The 18699-nt window shown below is 66.3% G+C and carries 17 protein-coding genes; 9 read left to right on the top strand and 8 right to left on the bottom strand.

Annotated features, from left to right (window positions below):
• The gene (gene htpX, locus VQ042_RS12420) at positions 1 to 969 is read right to left on the bottom strand and encodes a zinc metalloprotease HtpX (RefSeq protein ID WP_331819668.1); all 969 of its coding nucleotides are present in this window, start codon (positions 967 to 969) and stop codon (positions 1 to 3) included.
• 229 nt (positions 970 to 1198) lie between these two features.
• On the opposite strand from htpX, the gene VQ042_RS12415 reads away from it, so the two are divergent.
• The 6 genes from VQ042_RS12415 (at position 1199) to VQ042_RS12390 (ending at position 5706) form a co-directional block, all read left to right on the top strand.
• Positions 1199 to 1423 (top strand): DUF1674 domain-containing protein, encoded by a 225-nt coding sequence (locus tag VQ042_RS12415; protein ID WP_331819666.1) that lies wholly within the window; start codon positions 1199 to 1201, stop codon positions 1421 to 1423.
• A gap of 222 nt (positions 1424 to 1645) precedes the next feature.
• Positions 1646 to 2164, top strand: coding sequence for a thermonuclease family protein (locus tag VQ042_RS12410; RefSeq protein ID WP_331819664.1), 519 nt, complete (start codon positions 1646 to 1648; stop codon positions 2162 to 2164).
• A 72-nt stretch (positions 2165 to 2236) separates the two neighbouring features.
• Entirely contained in the window at positions 2237 to 2650 is a 414-nt protein-coding gene (locus tag VQ042_RS12405; protein ID WP_331819662.1) for a hypothetical protein, read from the top strand.
• A 59-nt stretch (positions 2651 to 2709) separates the two neighbouring features.
• The gene (locus tag VQ042_RS12400; protein WP_331819660.1) at positions 2710 to 3027 is read left to right on the top strand and encodes a hypothetical protein; all 318 of its coding nucleotides are present in this window, start codon (positions 2710 to 2712) and stop codon (positions 3025 to 3027) included.
• A 130-nt stretch (positions 3028 to 3157) separates the two neighbouring features.
• Positions 3158 to 4438: a cyclopropane-fatty-acyl-phospholipid synthase family protein gene (locus tag VQ042_RS12395; protein ID WP_331819658.1), complete on the top strand. Its 1281-nt coding sequence runs from the start codon at positions 3158 to 3160 to the stop codon at positions 4436 to 4438.
• A 173-nt stretch (positions 4439 to 4611) separates the two neighbouring features.
• Positions 4612 to 5706 carry a PRC-barrel domain-containing protein gene (locus VQ042_RS12390; protein WP_331819656.1) on the top strand — a complete coding sequence of 365 codons (1095 nt, stop codon included), beginning with the start codon at positions 4612 to 4614 and terminating at the stop codon, positions 5704 to 5706.
• A 468-nt stretch (positions 5707 to 6174) separates the two neighbouring features.
• On the opposite strand, the gene acs is transcribed toward VQ042_RS12390, so the two are convergent.
• From acs to VQ042_RS12375, 3 genes are all read right to left on the bottom strand, one after another.
• Positions 6175 to 8124 carry an acetate--CoA ligase gene (gene acs, locus VQ042_RS12385; RefSeq protein WP_331819654.1) on the bottom strand — a complete coding sequence of 650 codons (1950 nt, stop codon included), beginning with the start codon at positions 8122 to 8124 and terminating at the stop codon, positions 6175 to 6177.
• 122 nt (positions 8125 to 8246) lie between these two features.
• Positions 8247 to 8642 (bottom strand): DUF1761 domain-containing protein, encoded by a 396-nt coding sequence (locus VQ042_RS12380; protein WP_331819651.1) that lies wholly within the window; start codon positions 8640 to 8642, stop codon positions 8247 to 8249.
• Between the two features lie 130 nt (positions 8643 to 8772).
• Positions 8773 to 9447: a YggS family pyridoxal phosphate-dependent enzyme gene (locus VQ042_RS12375; RefSeq protein ID WP_331819649.1), complete on the bottom strand. Its 675-nt coding sequence runs from the start codon at positions 9445 to 9447 to the stop codon at positions 8773 to 8775.
• A 172-nt stretch (positions 9448 to 9619) separates the two neighbouring features.
• On the opposite strand from VQ042_RS12375, the gene leuS reads away from it, so the two are divergent.
• The 3 genes from leuS to holA all read left to right on the top strand — a co-directional run bounded on the left by leuS (position 9620) and on the right by holA (position 13993).
• The gene (leuS, locus tag VQ042_RS12370) at positions 9620 to 12238 is read left to right on the top strand and encodes a leucine--tRNA ligase (RefSeq protein ID WP_331819647.1); all 2619 of its coding nucleotides are present in this window, start codon (positions 9620 to 9622) and stop codon (positions 12236 to 12238) included.
• Entirely contained in the window at positions 12225 to 12773 is a 549-nt protein-coding gene (locus VQ042_RS12365; RefSeq protein ID WP_331819645.1) for a hypothetical protein, read from the top strand. Before leuS ends, VQ042_RS12365 begins: the two co-directional genes overlap by 14 nt.
• A gap of 176 nt (positions 12774 to 12949) precedes the next feature.
• Complete coding sequence (holA, locus tag VQ042_RS12360) at positions 12950 to 13993, top strand: DNA polymerase III subunit delta (protein ID WP_331819643.1); 1044 nt, start codon at positions 12950 to 12952, stop codon at positions 13991 to 13993.
• 123 nt (positions 13994 to 14116) lie between these two features.
• Here the strand turns inward: holA and VQ042_RS12355 are convergent, their stop codons facing one another.
• From VQ042_RS12355 to mnmG, 4 genes are all read right to left on the bottom strand, one after another.
• On the bottom strand, positions 14117 to 15100 hold the full coding sequence (locus VQ042_RS12355; RefSeq protein ID WP_331819641.1) for a ParB/RepB/Spo0J family partition protein: 984 nt from the start codon (positions 15098 to 15100) through the stop codon (positions 14117 to 14119).
• A gap of 95 nt (positions 15101 to 15195) precedes the next feature.
• Entirely contained in the window at positions 15196 to 15981 is a 786-nt protein-coding gene (locus tag VQ042_RS12350; RefSeq protein WP_331819726.1) for a ParA family protein, read from the bottom strand.
• 107 nt (positions 15982 to 16088) lie between these two features.
• A complete protein-coding gene (gene rsmG, locus VQ042_RS12345; protein WP_331819639.1) occupies positions 16089 to 16808 on the bottom strand; it encodes a 16S rRNA (guanine(527)-N(7))-methyltransferase RsmG in 720 nt (239 codons plus the stop codon).
• On the bottom strand, positions 16798 to 18666 hold the full coding sequence (gene mnmG / locus VQ042_RS12340; protein ID WP_331819637.1) for a tRNA uridine-5-carboxymethylaminomethyl(34) synthesis enzyme MnmG: 1869 nt from the start codon (positions 18664 to 18666) through the stop codon (positions 16798 to 16800). Before mnmG ends, rsmG begins: the two co-directional genes overlap by 11 nt.
• Positions 18667 to 18699: the final 33 nt, after the last annotated feature.

Below are 18699 nucleotides of genomic sequence, written 5' to 3'. Positions count from 1 at the left end.
TCAACCCCACGGCCCCCGCCGGCGGTCGCCGGCAGACGGCCTGTCACCCCGGCCCCAGGGACCCGGACGCGACCGGTCGATCTGCGCGCGCGGCTGAGACGCGACGAAACCCGCACCCGATCCGCCGATTTCAGCCGCCATCTCCTTGAGCGCGGCGATGCGGTTGGCGGTGTCGGGATGGGTGGAGAAGAGATTGTCCATCCGCTGGCCCGACAGGGGATTGATGATAAACATGTGCGCGGTCGCCGGATTGCGCTCCGCATCGACATTGACGGTGCGCCCCGCGGCGCTGGCGATCTTGCCCAGGGCCGATGCCAGCCAGTCGGGATTGCCGCAGATCTCGGCGCCGCGCCGGTCGGCCGAATATTCGCGTGTCCGGCTGATCGCCATCTGCACGATCATCGCGGCCATCGGGGCGACGATGATCGCCAGGATCACGCCGATGAAGCCGAAGGGATTGTTGTTGTCGCGGTTGCCGCCGAAGAAGAAGGCGAAATTGCCAAGCATTGAGATCGCGCCGGCCAGCGTGGCGGTGATCGTCATGATCAGCGTGTCGCGGTTCTGCACATGGGCCAGCTCGTGGGCCATGACGCCGGCGACTTCTTCGGGCGTCAGCTGCTCCAGCAGGCCGGTCGTCGCGGCAACCGCGGCATTTTCGGGATTGCGCCCGGTGGCGAAGGCATTCGGTTGGGGATTGTCGATGACATACACCTTGGGCATCGGCAGGCCGGCCCGTCCGGCCAGCCCTTCCACGATGCGGTAGTATTCCGGCGCGGAGCGCGCGTCGACCTCCCGCGCATGATGCATCTTCAGCACCATCTTGTCGGAGTTCCAGTAGGAAAACAGGTTCATGCCGGCAGCGAAGACAAAGGCGATCAGCATGCCGGCCCGACCGCCGATCATGAAGCCGAGCCCCATGAAGAGGGCGGTCATGAAAGCGATCAGCATCGCAGTCTTGATCATGTTCATCGAAGGTTCCAGCACCAGAGTGTCTGCGCGGCCGACCCGCGCCGGTCGCCCGTGGAAATGGGGATCGGCGGGTTCGGCTTCAATATTGCCGGCGCGGCAGCCGCGACCGATTGCACCGCTGCGCGGAGCGCGGCGCCGAAGGGTTTCAAGTGCCCGCACCGGCCCCTATCTTGGACGGTACGGCGCCGCGAGGCTTGTGGGCCGACCTTAGCATGAGGACGAGCCAACCATGAGCGACCTGGCCGCAAGGGACGAGGCATCCACCACGGACACGCCGCGCGACCGCGAACTGCCGGCTGCCGCCCGGCGCGCCCTCGCCGAAGCCGAGGAGCGGCGCCGGCTTGCGGAGACGGACAGTGCCATCGGCCACGCCGCGGAGATCAACGGCCCCAAGGGCCACGAGCCGGTACGCTATGGCGACTGGGAAAAGAACGGTCTGATTTCCGACTTCTGACATCCCCCAAGGCGCTTGCGCGCACCCCGCATTCGCGTTGTTCGCGGATCGGCATTTCTCCCGGCGATTGTGGGGCCGGCGTCCTACCGGCGACGCAGTGAGAGCAGCTTGCTTGACCCTGCGTCATGCGACGCCCGGCGCTGTATGCCTTACCTGCCATCTTGCGCGGAGTCCGGACTAGGAATATTGCCCGACGTCCCTTGCGATTCGCTGGCAGATGACGTGACACCTATCTATAGACCAATCCTCGGTTGCATATCGGTCTTCCTGCTCGCCTCGGCCAGCAGCGGGTCCCAGGCGGCCGATGACGACTATCCCAGGACGATTTCCGGTCCCGTCGAAGCCCGTGTCCTGAAGGTTCGCGATGGGGACACGGTGGAGGTCGAGGCCTTCGTCTGGCCCATGCAGGCGGTCCAGGTCGCCGTTCGGCTGAAGGGCATCGACGCGCCGGAAAAACGCGGCAGCTGCGCGGCCGAGAAGTCTGCGGCCGCCACAGCGACCGAACGGCTCGTGACACTGATCGGAACGGGTCCCGTGACGCTGACCGGCATTTCCGGCGACAAGTATTTCGGCCGCGTCCTTGCCACCCTTTCGACGCCCGATCCGCCGGATCTCGCCCGCACGCTGCTTCGCGAGGGCCTCGTCGTCCGCTACGAAGGCGGGAAGCGCCGCGACTGGTGCAGTGGCGCCCTCCCCGGCGATCTGAGCGCCGTGGACGCGACGGACGGCCGCGACGGCTGAGGACGGCGCTTTCTTTTCTTTCCCGCAGATTTGCGGTTGTCTTGCTCGGACTTCGTCAAACGAGGGCGAACGATGCGTCGGACGGACCTTCACGGCGTGGCACAGGCAAGATGCGACGATGCAGCATTGCTGCTTTCACATCATCGTTGGTCGAGTGCCTATTACCTAGCGGGCTACAGCGTCGAACTCGCTTTGAAGGCCTGCATTGCGCGACAGATTTCCGCAGACACGATCCCCGACAAGGCGATCATCCGAGATGTGTACTCGCATGAGTTCATGAAACTTGTTAGCCTTTCGGGCCTGCGCGGTGAGCTTCGGAGCGCTCAGGATGCCGATCATGAATTCGCGGCGAACTGGGCCATCGCTTCGGAATGGTCGCCGGACGCAAGGTATCGCTCGGTCGCTGCAGCGGAAGCGCAGTTCCTCATCGCGGCCATCTCGAACCGTGAACATGGAGTGCTCGGGTGGATCAAGCAGTATTGGTGAGCCAGGCTCAGGCACTCACACGGCGTCTGGATGACACGAGAGCGCATCCGAGAGCCGTCATGTGGGTCCATCAGGAAGACACCGATACTTGGCGCCTGTGGATTGTGCCGTCCTCTGTGGTGGCGGACAAGCGGGAATTCTATCGCATCGTCGCGGAGACGATTTCGCGACACAATGACGAGATGCAGGGTCTGGACGTCGGATCGACGGAATATGTCGACGTGTCCCATCCGGGCATGAAGGGAATGGCAAACTTCCTGCACCTGCCGGGCCTCGGAAACGCGCGATTCTCCGGCAACCGCTTCAACGGATTCTACATGCCGGATGGTATCGTGATCCGCATGGATATCGCCGGGCCGCTCTCGGCGGCCAGCTAGTTCTTCACCCCTTCGCCGCTTGGCGGCTATCCCCCTTCGCAACGCGTCCAAGCTGTTCATAAGCCGCGAATGCGCGGCATACTGCCATTCTCCACGGCCATATGCCGTTTCACGTGAAACAGGATTCTCCATGGCAGCCGGCGAAGCGAGACTCGAGGCCATCGTCCGTCAGACGATAGCCGCCTTCCAGCCGAAGATTGCTGTTCGATTGTGGACCGGCGAGCGCATCGGCCCCGCCGACGGTCCCGTCCTGGCGCTGAATGATCCCGCCGCCATCGCCAGGCTCGCGCTCAGCCCGCGCATTGTTACTGCGGTCGAGCTCTGGATGTCCCGGGCGATCGATGTCGAGGACGGAACGATCTTCGACGTGGCCACGGCGCGCTCGGATGTCCCCACGCGCGACGCGCTGAAACAGATCGACCGGCTGGCCATCGCAACGGCCCTGCCGTCGCTTTACACACTGGCCCGGCGCGGCCGGAAGGCGGCCCGCGTCGCGCCCCAGAGCGGCACGGGGGCCGGCGCCAGCGGCTCCTCCCAGGCGGCAATCCAGTTTCACTATGACATTTCCAACGATTTCTACCGCCTCTTCCTCGACGAGCGGATGCTCTATTCCTGCGCCTATTTCGACGGCTGGCACGACGACATCGACAGGGCGCAGCGCGACAAGCTGGACATGATCTGCCGCAAGCTGCGCCTGAAGGAGGGCGAGCACTTCCTCGATATCGGCTGCGGCTGGGGCGCGCTGCTCATTCATGCGGCCGAACATTACGGTGTGACAGGGCACGGCGTGACGCTCAGCCAGGCACAGTACGATCTGGCCTGCGAGCGGATCGCCGCCAAGGGGCTCCAGGACAGGATCACCGTCGAACTGAAGCCCTTCCAGGACCTTACTGGCCGCTTCGACAAGATCGCCTCGATCGGCATGTTCGAGCATGTCGGGTGGGACAACCACGCGACCTATCTTACCGCGGTCCGCAAGCTGTTGCGACCGAACGGGCTCTATCTGCACCACGCGATTACCCGCCCGGCCAAGACCACCGACGCCAAGTTTCGCAAAGGCACCAGGGAATACGCGGCGATCATTCGCTACATTTTTCCCGGCGCCGAACTCGACCATGTCGGCCATTCGGCGCAGCTCCTAGAAGCCCATCGCTTCGAGGTCCACGACGTGGAGAACTGGCGCGAGCATTATGGGCGTACCTGCCGCCTCTGGCACGACCGCCTGCTTGCCAACATGCCCGAGGCCAGTCGCATCGCCGGCGAGCCGCGGGCCCGCCTGTGGCTACTCTATCTGGCCGGTGTGTCCCTCGGCTTCCAGCGCGGCGGCCTGCTGATCTACCAGACCCTCGCCTCGCGCCGCGCCAAGGGACCGGCAGAGCTTCCGCCGACCCGCCGCGACCTGTACGAATAGGCGTTCTCGCGCCTCTGCGCCTTGCCGGATCTGCTGCAGAGAGTTCCGTTGGCCCCACCCACCGCCGTCGTCCGCGGGAAAGCGGTACGGCGATGTGGACCGACGCCAGGCCGTCGCCGTACGAGGCCGGTTGGCCCCCGCAAAGGACTGACACCGGCAGCCCCGGGGTCCGAATGCCACAGGAATCAATGGCTTCCCGGCAAGCAGACGGCTTTCCTCTCCTGCCGGCCCGGCAACAACCTGCCCCTCGTTACCACATGCAACAGGACGTGAGCTTCCGCCACACAAAAGCCGCAAGTGTAAAAATCGTCGTTATTTGCCTTTCCTGCGGAACCTCTTGGTCAATCCGATCATTGTGCGGCTATCTGAAATCGGGAGTTAGCACCATGAAAAAGTCCTTCTACACCGCCCTGCTCGCTGGCGTCGTCATGCCCTTCGCCGCGTTTGCGCAGGATACGAACCCCGCTGCTCCGGCCGAGACGCCGCCGGCAGCCAGCGATACGGCGATGCCGTCGGACAGCACCGATGCGGCAGCACCGAGTGGCACCCTGGTACCCGAAGAAGATGCCACGGCTGACACCGCAGCGCCGACGGACATGGATACGGCCGAAGGTGAAGCCGGCAAGACCGACAAGCCTGCCGGCATGGCGTCCGATGCACCGGCCGATGGTGACATGGACACCGCGAGCGCGTCTGCCGAAGGTCCCTTCGTGACCGTTCCCCCGACGGGTGCGTGGCGCGTGGCCGATCTGGACGGCAAGGACGTGTATGACACAGCCGGCGAGAGCATCGGCTCGATCAGCGACGTGCTGGTCTCCGAGGATGGTGAAGTGATGGCCGTTCTGGTCGGCGTCGGCGGCTTCCTCGGCATCGGCCAGAAAGATGTCGCCGTGTCGATGAGCGCACTGGAGTTCGGCCCGGGCAAGACCGAGGGTCTGCCGACCGAAGCAGAGGTGAATGCGCAGGCCAGCGCTGCCGCTCCGGCGGCCGGTGGTACCGGCATGGCTGCCGATCCCGCTGCCGGTGGCACGGGCATGGCCGCAGGCGATGCGGACATGTCGACCGCCAGCACCACGGCAACCGCCGAGCCTGTGACTCCGGTCGTGGGCGAGGACAATCTGCCGGACCGCATCGTGCTGAACGTTACGCGCGAGCAGCTCGAGCAGGCTCCGGCCTATGGCGAGCCGGAAGAGATGGCCGATGATACCGACGGCGTCGCCGACCCGGCCATGGCACCGGCTGGTGAGGCAGCACCCGCTGCCCAGTAAGCCTGACGGCCAATTGGGGCTGCAGCGCCCCTCTGACCGCAGATGAAGGAAGGCCCGTGCCCTGTGGCGCGGGCCTTATTGCGTGGGATCTGTGTGTCGGAAAGTTTGCCGGCTCAGCGCCGCATCGCTTGCGCAGACAGGCGCGGGGCGCCAGGTCGCAGACAATCAAAAGGCCGCTCCCTTTCGGAAGCGGCCCCGTGATTGACGTCAGCCGGCGGTCGTCGAAGACCGCATCGCGGCATCCGCAATTCTCAGGCGAAGCGAGGAGGCTGCTCCGTCGAACCACCGAGAATCAAAGACCCAACCGGCTTCAGATAATCACTCGACATTGGATCACCTCCTTTCACTTCGTTGAACACAAGGCGAGTATGGGAAGGAAAATGCGGCGGCGCAAGAGGGTCGCCGCCCATTCCGTCAGCCTCGCACCAGCTTTTCTCCTTCAGCCAAGACGTTGAACCGGAAGGGCATTCAGCTCTTGCGGTTCTGGCGGTGCTCGACCAGGTCGTCGACGACCCCCGGGTCGGCCAGGGTCGAGGTGTCGCCCAGCGCGCCGAAATCGTCCTCGGCGATCTTGCGCAGGATGCGGCGCATGATCTTGCCCGAGCGGGTCTTGGGCAGGCCCGGCGCGAACTGGATCTTGTCAGGCGATGCGATGGGACCGATCTCGTTGCGCACATGGGCCACGAGCTCCTTCTGCAACGCGTCCGACGGGTCCTCGCCCTCCATCAGCGTGACGTAACAGTAGATTCCCTGCCCCTTGATGTCGTGCGGATAGCCGACCACGGCCGCCTCGGACACCTTGGCATGGGACACCAGCGCCGATTCCACCTCTGCGGTGCCCATGCGATGGCCGGACACATTGATCACGTCGTCGACGCGGCCGGTGATCCACCAGTAGCCGTCGTCGTCGCGGCGCGCGCCGTCGCCGGTGAAGTACTTGTTCGGATAGGTCGCGAAATAAGTCTGCTCGAAGCGCTCGTGATCGCCGTAGACCGTGCGCATCTGGCCCGGCCAGGACTCGGTGATGCAGAGATTGCCGTCGTTGGCGCCGTCCAGCACCGTGCCGACATTGTCGACCAGCTGCGGCTGCACGCCGAAGAACGGCCGCGTCGCCGAACCGGGCTTCAGGTCCGTGGCGCCCGGCAGCGGGGTAATCAGGATGCCACCGGTCTCGGTCTGCCACCACGTGTCGACGACCGGCGACCTCTCGTCGCCGACGACCCGGTAGTACCAGCTCCAGACCTCCGGGTTGATCGGCTCGCCCACCGTGCCCAGCACCTTCAGGCTGGCGCGCGAGGTCTTGGTGACCATCTCGTCGCCGGCGCCCATCAGCGAGCGGATCGCGGTCGGCGCGGTGTAGAAGATGTTGACCTTGTGCTTGTCGATTACCTGCCAGAAGCGCGAGGCGTCGGGATAGTTGGGAACGCCCTCGAACATCAGCGTCGTGGCGCCGTTGGCGAGCGGGCCATAGACGATGTAGCTGTGGCCGGTCACCCAGCCGACATCGGCGGTGCACCAGTAGACGTCGCCCTCATGGTAGTCGAAGACATATTCATGGGTGATCGCGGCGTAGACGAGATAGCCGCCGGACGTGTGCAGCACGCCCTTCGGCTTGCCCGTCGAGCCGGACGTGTAGAGGATGAACAGCGGATCCTCGGCGGACATCTCGGCGGGCGGGCAGTCGGCGGACACGGTCTCCCGCGCCTCGTGCCACCAGACGTCCCGGCCTTCCTGCCAGGTGACGTCGCCGCCGGTGCGCCGGATCACGAGCATCGTCTTGACCGTCTGTCCGGCCTTGGCCGCGATCTCGCAGGCCCGGTCGGCATTCTTCTTCAGGGGCACCTTGCGGCCACCGCGCAGGCCCTCGTCGGCGGTGATCAGCACGTCCGACTGCGCACCCTCGATCCGGCCGCCCAGAGCGTCCGGCGAAAAGCCCCCGAACACCACCGAATGGATGGCGCCGATCCGGGCACAGGCCAGCATCGCATAGGCCGCCTCGGGCACCATCGGCATGTAGATGGTCACCCGGTCGCCCTTCCGGACGCCGCGATCCTTCAGCACATTGGCCATGCGCGACACCTCCTCGTGGAGCTGCCGGTACGTGATCGCCCGGGATTCGGCCGGGTCGTCCCCCTCCCAGAGGATGGCCGTCTGGTCGCCGCGCGTCGCCAGATGCCGGTCGATGCAGTTGGCCGCCACGTTCAGCGTGCCGTCCTCGAACCAGCGGATGTCGATGTTTCCCGGGGCGAAGGAGGTGTTCTTCACCTTCTGATAGGGCTTGATCCAGTCGAGGCGCCGGCCGTGCTCACCCCAGAAGCCGTCCGGATCCTCGACACTGCGGCGGTACCAGTCGCGATACTGCTCGTCCGTCAGCTTCGCGCGCGCCTTCCAGTCGTCCTTGACGTGGATCGTGGTCATCGAATCGCCTCCCGTGCTGGCGCCGGGTTCGCCCGGCATTGGGCAGGCAATCTAGGGTGAAAGCGCCGGCAGGGTCCAGTTCGCCGGCGTCATACTTTCGCGGGGTTTCAGGCCCCGTCGTCTCAGCCGAACTGGCCGATCGTCACGCTCATGATGATCAGCACGCCCAGCCAGTGGGCGGCATTCAGATAGGTTAGCCGACGCGACCGTGCCTCGTAGGAGTGATCGACCACCATGGCCGTCAGCACGAAGCCCGCCCAGCCGAGAATGCCCGTGATCAGCGCATTGCCGATGGTCACGGGACCGATATGGCCGATGATGCCGGCCAGGACGCCGGCCATCATCAGTTCCGCCAGGAAGACGATGGCCAGGGGACCCGGCTTCAGCGCCGGCCGGCCGCCATAGCCGCTCGCCGTCATCCAGGGCTTTTCGAGGGCGCGGTGCCAGACAAAGCCGAAGACGAAGGCGAGGAGGGCGGCGACGAACACGCCAGCCAGGTTGAAGTCGGAAAATCCCATGATGTGGTCCTTTGCGGGCGGGGTCGGTCCTGCCCGTAACGGGCGAGCAGGCCCGCGGTTTCACACTCCGGGCACAGGACGCGCGAACGCACGAGGCCAGGGCGGGCAGGGCGCTTCCACCCGGGAGATCTCAGCCGTAGTCGCGGGCGCCGAAGATCGCGGATCCCACCCGAACCGAGGTCGCGCCGAAGCCGATCGCGATCTCGTAATCGCCCGACATGCCCATGGACAGCTTCGCGACGCCGGCTTCGCGGGCGATCTTCTCCAGCAGCGCAAAATGCGGCCCGGGCTTGTCGTCGGCCGGCGGGATGCACATCAGCCCCTCGATCTGAAGACCGTGCTCGTCCCGGCAGCGGGCCACGAAATCCACCGCCTCGGTCGTCGCGATGCCGGCCTTCTGCTCTTCCTCGCCGGTGTTGACCTGCACGTAGAGCCGCGGGCGGCGTCCCTGCTTGGTCATCTCCTTGGCGAGCTCGCGGGCGATCTTCTCGCGGTCGACGCTCTCGATCACGTCGAACAGCGCCACCGCCTCGCCGGCCTTGTTCGACTGCAGCGGCCCGATCAGCCGCAACTCGATGTCGTCGAAGCGCTCGCGCAGTGCCGGCCACTTGGCCTTGGCCTCCTGCACCTTGTTCTCGCCGAAGATCCGTTGGCCAGCCTCCAGCACCGGCAGGATCGCCTCGCCGTCATGGGTCTTGGACACTGCGACCAGGGCCACCGCATCCTCCGGGCGTCCGGCCTCCCTGCACGCCCGCGCGATCGCTTCCCGCACCGTCTCCAGCCGCTCCAGCAGCGCATTGTCCATGCCGTCTCCCTTCCGGCGGGCCATCATCGCCCGCCTGCATCACATTTGCCGAGATTCGGCGGATTTTCCGCCCCCTCGTGTTGAACGCGGGCGCGACAAGAGAGTAAGTCAAGCCGCATCCCCCAATACCTGCCGGTCCCCATCCGGCCGGACCAGCTTCGCGATCGGCCGCATGACCACAGAACGCTACAATCCCCGCGCATCCGAACCTCGCTGGCAGAAGGCCTGGAACGAGGCAAAGCTGTTCGAAACGCGGACAGACGCCCCGGGCGAGAAATACTACGTCCTCGAGATGTTTCCCTATCCCTCGGGCCGCATCCATATGGGCCATGTGCGCAATTATGCCATGGGCGACGTGGTCGCGCGCTACCGCCGGGCCAAGGGCTACAACGTGCTGCACCCGATGGGCTGGGACGCCTTCGGCATGCCCGCCGAGAACGCCGCGATGCAGAACAAGGTGCATCCGCGCGAATGGACCTACCAGAACATCGCGACGATGCGCGGCCAGCTCAAATCCATGGGCCTGTCCCTGGACTGGAGCCGGGAATTCGCGACCTGCGACGTCGAATACTACCACCGCCAGCAGATGTTGTTCCTCGACTTCCTGGCCAAGGGCCTGGCCTACCGCAAGAAATCCAAGGTCAACTGGGACCCGGTCGACATGACCGTGCTGGCCAACGAGCAAGTGATCGACGGCAAGGGCTGGCGCTCGGGCGCCGATGTCGAGCAGCGCGAACTGACCCAGTGGTTCTTCCGCATCACGGATTTCGCCGACGATCTGCTGGCGGCCCTCGACCATCTGCCGGGCTGGCCGGAGAAGGTCCGGCTGATGCAGAAGAACTGGATCGGCAAGTCTGAGGGCCTGCTGGTGCGCTGGGCGCTGGATGGCGCCACGAAGCCCGAAGGCTTCGATGACGTCACCGTCTTCACCACCCGGCCCGACACGCTGTTCGGCGCCTCCTTCGTGGCCGTCGCCGCCGATCATCCGCTGGCCGCCAAAGCCGCCGAGACCAACCCGGAGCTGCAGGCCTTCATCGCCGACTGCCGCCGCCAGGGCACGTCCGCCGCCGCGCTGGAAACCGCCGAGAAGAAGGGCATGCTGACGGGGATTTCCGTCACCCATCCCTTCGACCCGGCCTGGAAACTGCCGGTCTATGTGGCGAATTTCGTGCTCCTGGATTACGGCACCGGCGCGATCTTCGGCTGCCCGGCCCATGACCAGCGCGACCTCGACTTCGCCCGCAAATACGACCTGCCGGTGCGTGCCGTCGTCCTGCCGGAAGGCGCCGACGCCGACAGCTTCGCGGTCGGTACGGAGGCCTATGTCGGCGACGGGACGATGTGCCATTCGGCCTTTCTGGACGGCATGTCGCCCGATGCCGCCTTCGACGCGGTCGCCGAACGACTGGAGGCGACCACGCTGGACGGGAGGCCCCAGGCCGAGCGTCAGGTGAATTTCCGCCTGCGCGACTGGGGCATCTCGCGCCAGCGCTACTGGGGCTGCCCGATACCTGTCCTGCATTGCGAGGCCTGTGGCGTGGTGCCCGAGGCCAGGGAGAATCTGCCGGTCGAACTGCCCGACGACATCGATTTCGACAAGCCCGGCAACCCGCTCGATCGCCATCCGACCTGGCGCGACGCTACCTGCCCGCAATGCGGCGGCAAGGCGCGGCGCGAGACCGACACGATGGATACCTTCGTCGATTCCTCCTGGTATTTCGCCCGCTTCACAGCACCACAGGCCTACGAGCCGACCGATCCCCAGGCGGCCAATGCCTGGCTGCCGGTGGACCAGTATATCGGCGGCATCGAGCACGCGATCCTGCATCTGCTCTATTCGCGCTTCTTCGTTCGGGCGATGCGCGCCTGCGGCCATGTCGATCTCGACGAGCCGTTCAGGGGCCTGTTCACCCAGGGCATGGTCGTCCACGAGACCTATCGCGACGGCCGCGAATGGATCGCGCCGGTGGACGTGTCGATCACCGAAGGGGAGGGGATCCGGACTGCGACGCGCCTGTCGACCGGCGCCGCGATCGAGATCGGCGGCATCGAGAAGATGTCGAAGTCCAAGAAGAACGTCGTCGACCCGGACGACATCATCGCCTCCTATGGCGCCGACACGGCGCGCTGGTTCATGCTCTCCGACTCCCCGCCGGACCGCGACGTGATCTGGACAGAATCCGGCGTCGAGGGCGCCCATCGCTTTGTCCAGCGCCTTTGGCGCCTGGTATCGGAGACAGCGCCCCGCATCGCGGATGCCGGCGGCACCCCGCAATCCGAGGATGAGGCGGTCCTGACCATCCGCCGCGCGTCCCACCGCGCCGCAGCCGGCGTCGCCGAGGACATCGAGCGTCTCGGCTTCAACAAGGCCGTCGCACGCGTCTACGAACTGGTGAACACGCTCGCCGCGTCCCTGTCGGGCATATCGGCCGACAGCGACCCGGCGCTGAGGGCCGCCGCGCGCGAAGCCCTGACCATTCTCGTGCGCCTGATCGCGCCGATGATGCCGCATCTGGCCGAGGAATGCTGGACGACACTGGGCATGGACGGTCTCGCTGCCGCCACACCCTGGCCGCAGGTCGATCCGGCGCTGCTGAAGGACGACAGTGTCTCCCTGCCGGTCCAGATCAACGGCAAGAAGCGTGGTGACTTGACCGTACCGGCTTCCGCCGGCAAACCTGACATCGAACAGGCAGCGCTGGCGCTCGATTTCGTGCAGGCAGCGCTGGCCGGCAGCTCGCCCAAGCGCGTCGTGGTCGTCCCCGGGAGAATCGTCAATGTCGTTGTTTGATGCGGGCCGGCCTCGCGCCCTGGCGGCGCTCTGTTTCCTGGCTGGCGGCCTCGCTTTGTCGGGCTGCATCGGGCGGCCACTTTATGCCGGTGGCCTGACCACCGACATCGTCGCGCCGAACGGGCAGCTTGTCTCCCTGCGCGGCCGCATTGCGGTCTCCGAAGCCGGCACCCGCACCGTCCAGATCATCCGCAACGCGCTGCTGTTCCGTCTCAACCAGGGCAAGCGAGTCAGTGAGCCGCTCTACGCTGTCAGCCTCACCGGCAGCGGCAGCGAGATCGGAATTGCGGTCGAACCCGGCGGGCAGGCGGCAACGTCGCTCTACCACATGACCGCGACCTTCGTCCTGACGCGCGTGAGCGACGGCACAGTCCTGGCCACCGGCACACGGACCGAGACGGTGCCCTTCGACCGCACCGGTCAACTCTACCAGAGCCAACGGGCCGTCATCGACGCGCGCGAACAGGCCGCAGAGGCCGTGGCGGCGCAGCTCGAACTCGAGATCGCCCGCGCTCTGACAAAGGCCGGCGTCTAGAGCGCCGTGCGTCTGACGGAGGCACAACGGCGCTCTAACCTGTTGAATCTCAGCATCGGTCCGAAAATCGATTCCGGTTTTCGGACCGATGCTGTAGGCCCGTTCCCGGGGGAGACGCCGGCACGGCATGAAGGATGCGAGCGCCCGCCGCGCTCGCGCAACGGGGACGTCCGACCATGGCGCAGAAGAAACCCGGCGAGGTCGAAGCCTTCCTCTCGCGGCCCGATTTCTCCTATCCGGTCATCCTCCTCTACGGCCCCGATCCCGGCCTCGTATCCGAGCGTTCGGAAAAGATCGCCGAACTCTCCGGGATCGACCGCAACGATCCCTTCGCGGCCGTCACGCTGGCGGCCGACGAGTTGGAGAAGGACATCGGCCGCCTCTATGACGAGGCCCAGACCGTCTCCATGTTCGGCGGCACGCGCCTGATCCGGGTGCGCAGTGCCGGCAACGGCAAGTCGCTGGCCGATGCCGTGGGCGATCTGGCGGCCCGCAAGCTCGACGGCGCCATCGTCATCCTCGAGGCCGGCGACCTAAAGAAGACTTCGGCCCTGCGCGCCAACGCCGAACGCGGCAAATTCGCCATCGCCTTGCCCTGCTACCAGGACGAGGGCCGGGCGATCGACCGCATGATCGACGACGAGATGCGCGAGAGCGGGCTGACCATTGATCGCGAGGCCCGCGACGAGCTGCGCTCCCGCCTCGGCGCCAACCGCATCGCCTCGCGCGGCGAGATCCGCAAGCTCTGCCTCTACGCGCTGGGAGCGCCCTCGGTGACCGAAGCCGACGTGCGGGCCATCGTCGGCGACGTCTCGGCCGACACGCTGGAGGAAACGATCGATGCGGCGGCCAGCGGCGAGGTGCGGCGGCTGCCGCATCTGATCGACCGCCTGGTCTCGGCAGGCACCGCCACCTTCCAGCTGCACCAGCAATTGCTGCGCTATTTCCAGCAATTGCAGACGATGCGCGAGATGGTGGAGAAGGGCGGCGAACCGGTCGGCCGGGTGGTGGAACGTCGGCGTCCGCATTTCCGGCGCAAGCACGCCATGGAAGCCGCGCTGTCAGCCTGGCCCCTGGATGCGATCACCGCCATCCTGCAGCGGATCGATGCGGACATTCTGGCCAGCCGCAAGGAGAGCGGACTTGCCTTGACCATCACGCGGCAGACCCTGCTCGACGTCGCCGTCGAAGCAGCGCGGCTGCGCGCAGGCCGGGCCTGACGGTTTCTCTCCCACAATAACACGCCGCCGTCCGAGCCGGCACTTCTTGCGGGACGCCCCGTCGCGCCAATCCACGCACCTGTTTCACGTGAAACAGATGCGCCTGACTTTGAGCCGAAAAGCCTAGAGTTCGCGCACCCGCGGCGTGTCGGACGGGCGCTGCGCGCGCGTCTGCAGCAGCCCGCAAATCTCGTCGAGCTGTTCAAGGTCGGCGTATTCGATCCGGATCGAACCGCCGTCGCCCTTCACCTCGATCTCCACGGGCATACCGAGCAGTTCGGCCAACAGCCGCTCGAGCGCCAGCGCGTCGGAATCCTTCTCCGGAGCTGCCCTGCGGGTCGACACGCTTTTGCCGCCGGCGGGCTTCTTCGGGGCGGCGACCTCGCCCGCAGGCTGGCGAGCCAGCTCCTCTGCCTCGCGCACGCTGAGCCCGCGCGACACGATCTGGCGCGCGACGGAGACCGGATCCTCGGCCGTGACCACCGTGCGGGCAGCGCCGGGCGACAGCGTGCCGCTCGCCACCATGGTGCGCACTTCCTCCGGCAGCTTCAGCAGCCGCAGCGTGTTCGCCACATGGCTGCGGCTCTTGCCCAAGACATCGGCGAGGTCGGCCTGGGTATAGCCATGCTCGTTGATCAGCATCTCGTAGCCCTGCGCTTCCTCGACCGCATTGAGGTCGGCGCGCTGGACATTCTCGATGATCGCAATCTCCAGCGATTGGCGGTCGCCGATCTCGCGCAGGACGACGGGCACTTCCTTGAGCCCGGCCGCGCGCGCCGCACGCCAGCGGCGCTCGCCGGCCACGATCTCGTAGCCGTCGGGTTCGCCCGGCCGCGGCCGCACCAGCAGCGGCTGCACCACGCCGTGATTGCGCACCGACGCGGTCAGATCGTCGAGATCGGCTTCGTGGAAGGTGCGGCGCGGATTGTTGGGGTTCGGCGAGATCGCATCGATGGAGATGTGCCGCTCGGCGGGAATCGCCGGCGGCGCCGGCTGCTCTGCCTGGGCACCGAAGCCTTGGCCGGGGCGGGCAGGGGCGGCGGCACTGGCGCCGATCAGCGAGGCCAGCCCGCGCCCGAGACGCTGGCGCGACTTGTCTTCATTCATCTTCGTCTCCCCGTTCCTCGGCGCGTCGGCGCCGTCCCCGCTCGTGGCATCGGGGTTATCGCTGGTCCTTCCGTGATCGCCGTATCGGAAGTTGTTCATGCTGCCTGCAGCCCGCGTTCGCGCTGGATGATCTCCGAGGCCAGCCGGATATAGGCCTGGCTGCCCGGACATTTCATGTCGTAGAGGATCGCCGGCTTGCCGAAGGACGGCGCTTCGGACACGCGCACATTGCGCGGGATGATCGTGTCATAGACGTGGTCGCCCATATAGGAGCGCACGTCCCGTACCACCTGGGCTGCCAGATTGTTGCGGCCGTCATACATGGTCAGCACGATGCCGTGCAGGTCGAGGGAAGGGTTCAGGGAATCGCGCACCTGCTCGACCGTCTGCAGCAGCTGGCTCAGCCCTTCCAAGGCGAAGAACTCGCATTGCAGCGGCACGAGGATGGAATCGGCCGCGGCCATCGCATTGATGGTCAGGAGATTGAGCGAAGGCGGGCAGTCGATCAGCACGAAGTCGAATTGCGGCGTTTCGACCTGGTGGAAATGCAGCGCGTCGCGCAGCCGGTAGGCGCGGCCCATGGCGCCGGCGATTTCCATCTCGAGGCCGAGCAGGTCGAGCGTCGACGGGATCAGGCTGAGGTTGGGAACGGCGGTCGCCATGGCGGCCTCGGTGATCGACGCCTTCTCGGTCAGGACGTCGTAGGACGAGACCTCGCGATTGTCCCGGTCGATCCCGAGCCCGGTCGAAGCATTGCCCTGGGGATCGAGATCGATCAGCAGCGCACGCTTGCCGATCGCGGCGAGGGCGGTGGCGAGATTGATGGCGGTGGTCGTCTTGCCGACCCCGCCCTTCTGGTTCGCTATCGTGATGATCCGCATCGGCCGTCCGCTAATCGCATCCATCGATCCGCTCCCGCTCCGCCAAGCGGCGATTCCGGTCGCCGGCCGGAAAGCTGCCGGTCCGTCTGCGCCGAGGCTGTCGCCGCTCACAGCGGCGCGATATCGTCGAGCTCGAGGACGACAGATCCGTCTTCGAGTGTCGTTTCATGCTTTATCACGCGGAATCGCCAATGGGCAGTCGCTGCGTTAATTTCCTGTTCATGGTTGCGCCCCTTCTGGAAGAAGCAGCGTGTCCCCGGACGGATATGCGGGGTGACCAGGGCGAACAGGTCGGAAAGCGACGCGAGCGCCCGCGCGGTGACGATGTCGGCCCCCGCCAGAACCGGACCGCAATCCTCGATCCGAGCCCCGTGGGCAGTTCCCTTGAGGCCCAGTTCGCGCTGGGCGGCGCGCAGGAAGGCGATCTTCTTGGCATTGGCTTCGATCAGATCCACGGACATCTGGGGCCTGCTAGCCGCGACTATGATGCCCGGCAGCCCTGCACCCGAACCGAGATCGACGCAGGTCGCAGCCTGCGGCAGATGCCGTTCCAGCTCCAGCGAATCAGCGACATGCCGCGTCCAGACATCCCCGATAGTGGCCTGCGCGATCAGATTGATCCGTTTCTGCCAGTCGGTCAAAAGCGCAACGTAGCGGTCGAGCCGATCCAGCGTTTCACGTGAAACATCGTGCGAGGCGAGAAATTCCGCGCGGCCGGCTTCCTGCGCCGCTGCGACATCGGCGGCACGGGGTCTCCTGCGTGGCGGCGTCTGGGGAGGCCTGACATAGGGCCGGGCCGGCCGCTCCGAATCGCGATCACGCCGCACGGGCTGTCTCCGTGCGTCGCAAGGTGACCAGGATGATGGCCAGGGCCGCCGGCGTCATGCCGTCTATGGCTTCGGCCTCGGCAATCGAGGCGGGGCGACGATCCATCAGCTTCTGCCGCAATTCGTTGGAGAGTCCCACCATGGCCGTATAGTCGAGGTCGGCCGGGAGCGCGCGCTTCTCGTCCCGTCGCAGCCGCTCCTGATCGCGGCGCTGGCGGTCGAGATACACGTCATAAGCCGCCTCGATCTCGATCCGATCACGGATCGGGCCGCTCAGCCCGGCCAGCTCCGGCCAGACCTGCGCCAGACGATCGAGATCCACGTCGGTCTGCGACAGCAGCTGCCAGGCCGAGCGACGACGTCCGTCGAGATTGACCGGCAGCCCATGGCGCTGGGCTTGGGATGGGGTGAGGGTGGCAGCTTCGAGCTGGGCGCGTGCGCCCTCGAGCGCGGTCTCGCTGGCCTCGAAGACCGCGCGGCGCTCCGCATCGATGATCCCCAGCGACAGGCCGAGCGGTGTCAGCCGCCGGTCGGCATTGTCGGCGCGCAGCGACAGGCGGAACTCCGCCCGTGACGTGAACATGCGATAGGGTTCCGACACGCCCGCCCGGGTGAGATCGTCGACCATCACGCCAATGTAGGCGTCGGCCCGGCCGAGGGTGACCGCCGCACTGCCCGCCGCAAGCAGCGCCGCATTGAGGCCGGCAATGAGCCCCTGTGCAGCGGCTTCCTCGTAACCCGTCGTGCCGTTGATCTGGCCGGCCAGGAACAGCCCCTCGGCGCGGCGCACCGCCAGCCTCCGGTCCAGCTCGCGAGGATCCACGTGATCGTATTCGATGGCGTAGCCCGGCTTGCGCAGTTCCACCCGCTCCAGCCCCGGGATGGATCGCAGGAACAGGGTCTGGACGTCCTCGGGCAGGGAGGTCGACAGCCCGTTGGGATAGATGGTGTCGTCATCCAGCCCTTCCGGTTCCAGGAAGATCTGGTGGCCATCCCTATCGCCGAACTTGACGATCTTGTCCTCGATGGACGGGCAGTAACGCGGGCCGTTGCCGGCGATCTGCCCGGAATAGAGTGCCGACCGACCGAGATTGTCGCGGATGATCCGGTGGGTCTCCGGTGTCGTCCGGGTGATGCCGCAATCGATCTGCCGATTGGCGATCGTCGTGGTCAGATAGGAGAAAGGAACGGGCACGTCGTCCGGCGCCTGGCGGTCGAGACCCTCCCAGTCGATCGTGCGCCCGTCGAGCCTGGCCGGCGTTCCGGTCTTCAGGCGGCCGAGGGTCAGGCCGAGGCGGTCCAGCGTCGCCGACAGGCCCGTCGAGGCATCCTCGCCCATGCGACCGGCCGGGATCTTGCGGTTGCCGATGTGGATGAGGCCGGAGAGGAACGTGCCGGTCGTCAGCACGACGGCCCGGCAGCCAATGCGGCGACCGTCGCCGAGAACCACGCCGGTGACGCGGTTGTCTGCATTGAGGGTGAGATCGGCCACGTCGCCCTCGATCACGTCGAGCCCCGACTGGGCGCGGATCGCCGCCTGCATCGCCTCGCGGTAGAGCCGGCGGTCGGCCTGGGTCCTGGGCCCGCGCACCGCGGGACCCTTGCGCCGGTTCAGGAGGCGGAACTGAATGCCGGCGGCGTCGGCAACCTGACCCATCAGACCGCCGAGCGCGTCGATCTCACGCACGAGATGACCCTTGCCGATCCCACCGATCGCGGGATTGCAGCTCATTGCCCCGATCGTGTCGAAGCGGTGGGTGACGAGGGCGGTGCTGGCGCCCGCGCGTGTTGCTGCACTGGCGGCTTCGCAACCGGCATGACCGCCGCCGATGACGACGACATCGAAAAATTGTTCCATGCCGATGGGTTAAGCCTGCAGCGTGCGGATCTG

It is taken from the genome of Aurantimonas sp. A2-1-M11, assembly GCF_036549475.1.
GTDB lineage: Bacteria > Pseudomonadota > Alphaproteobacteria > Rhizobiales > Rhizobiaceae > Aurantimonas.
Note: the sequence above shows the minus strand (reverse complement) of the source record. Positions and strands in the feature narration are given on the sequence as shown.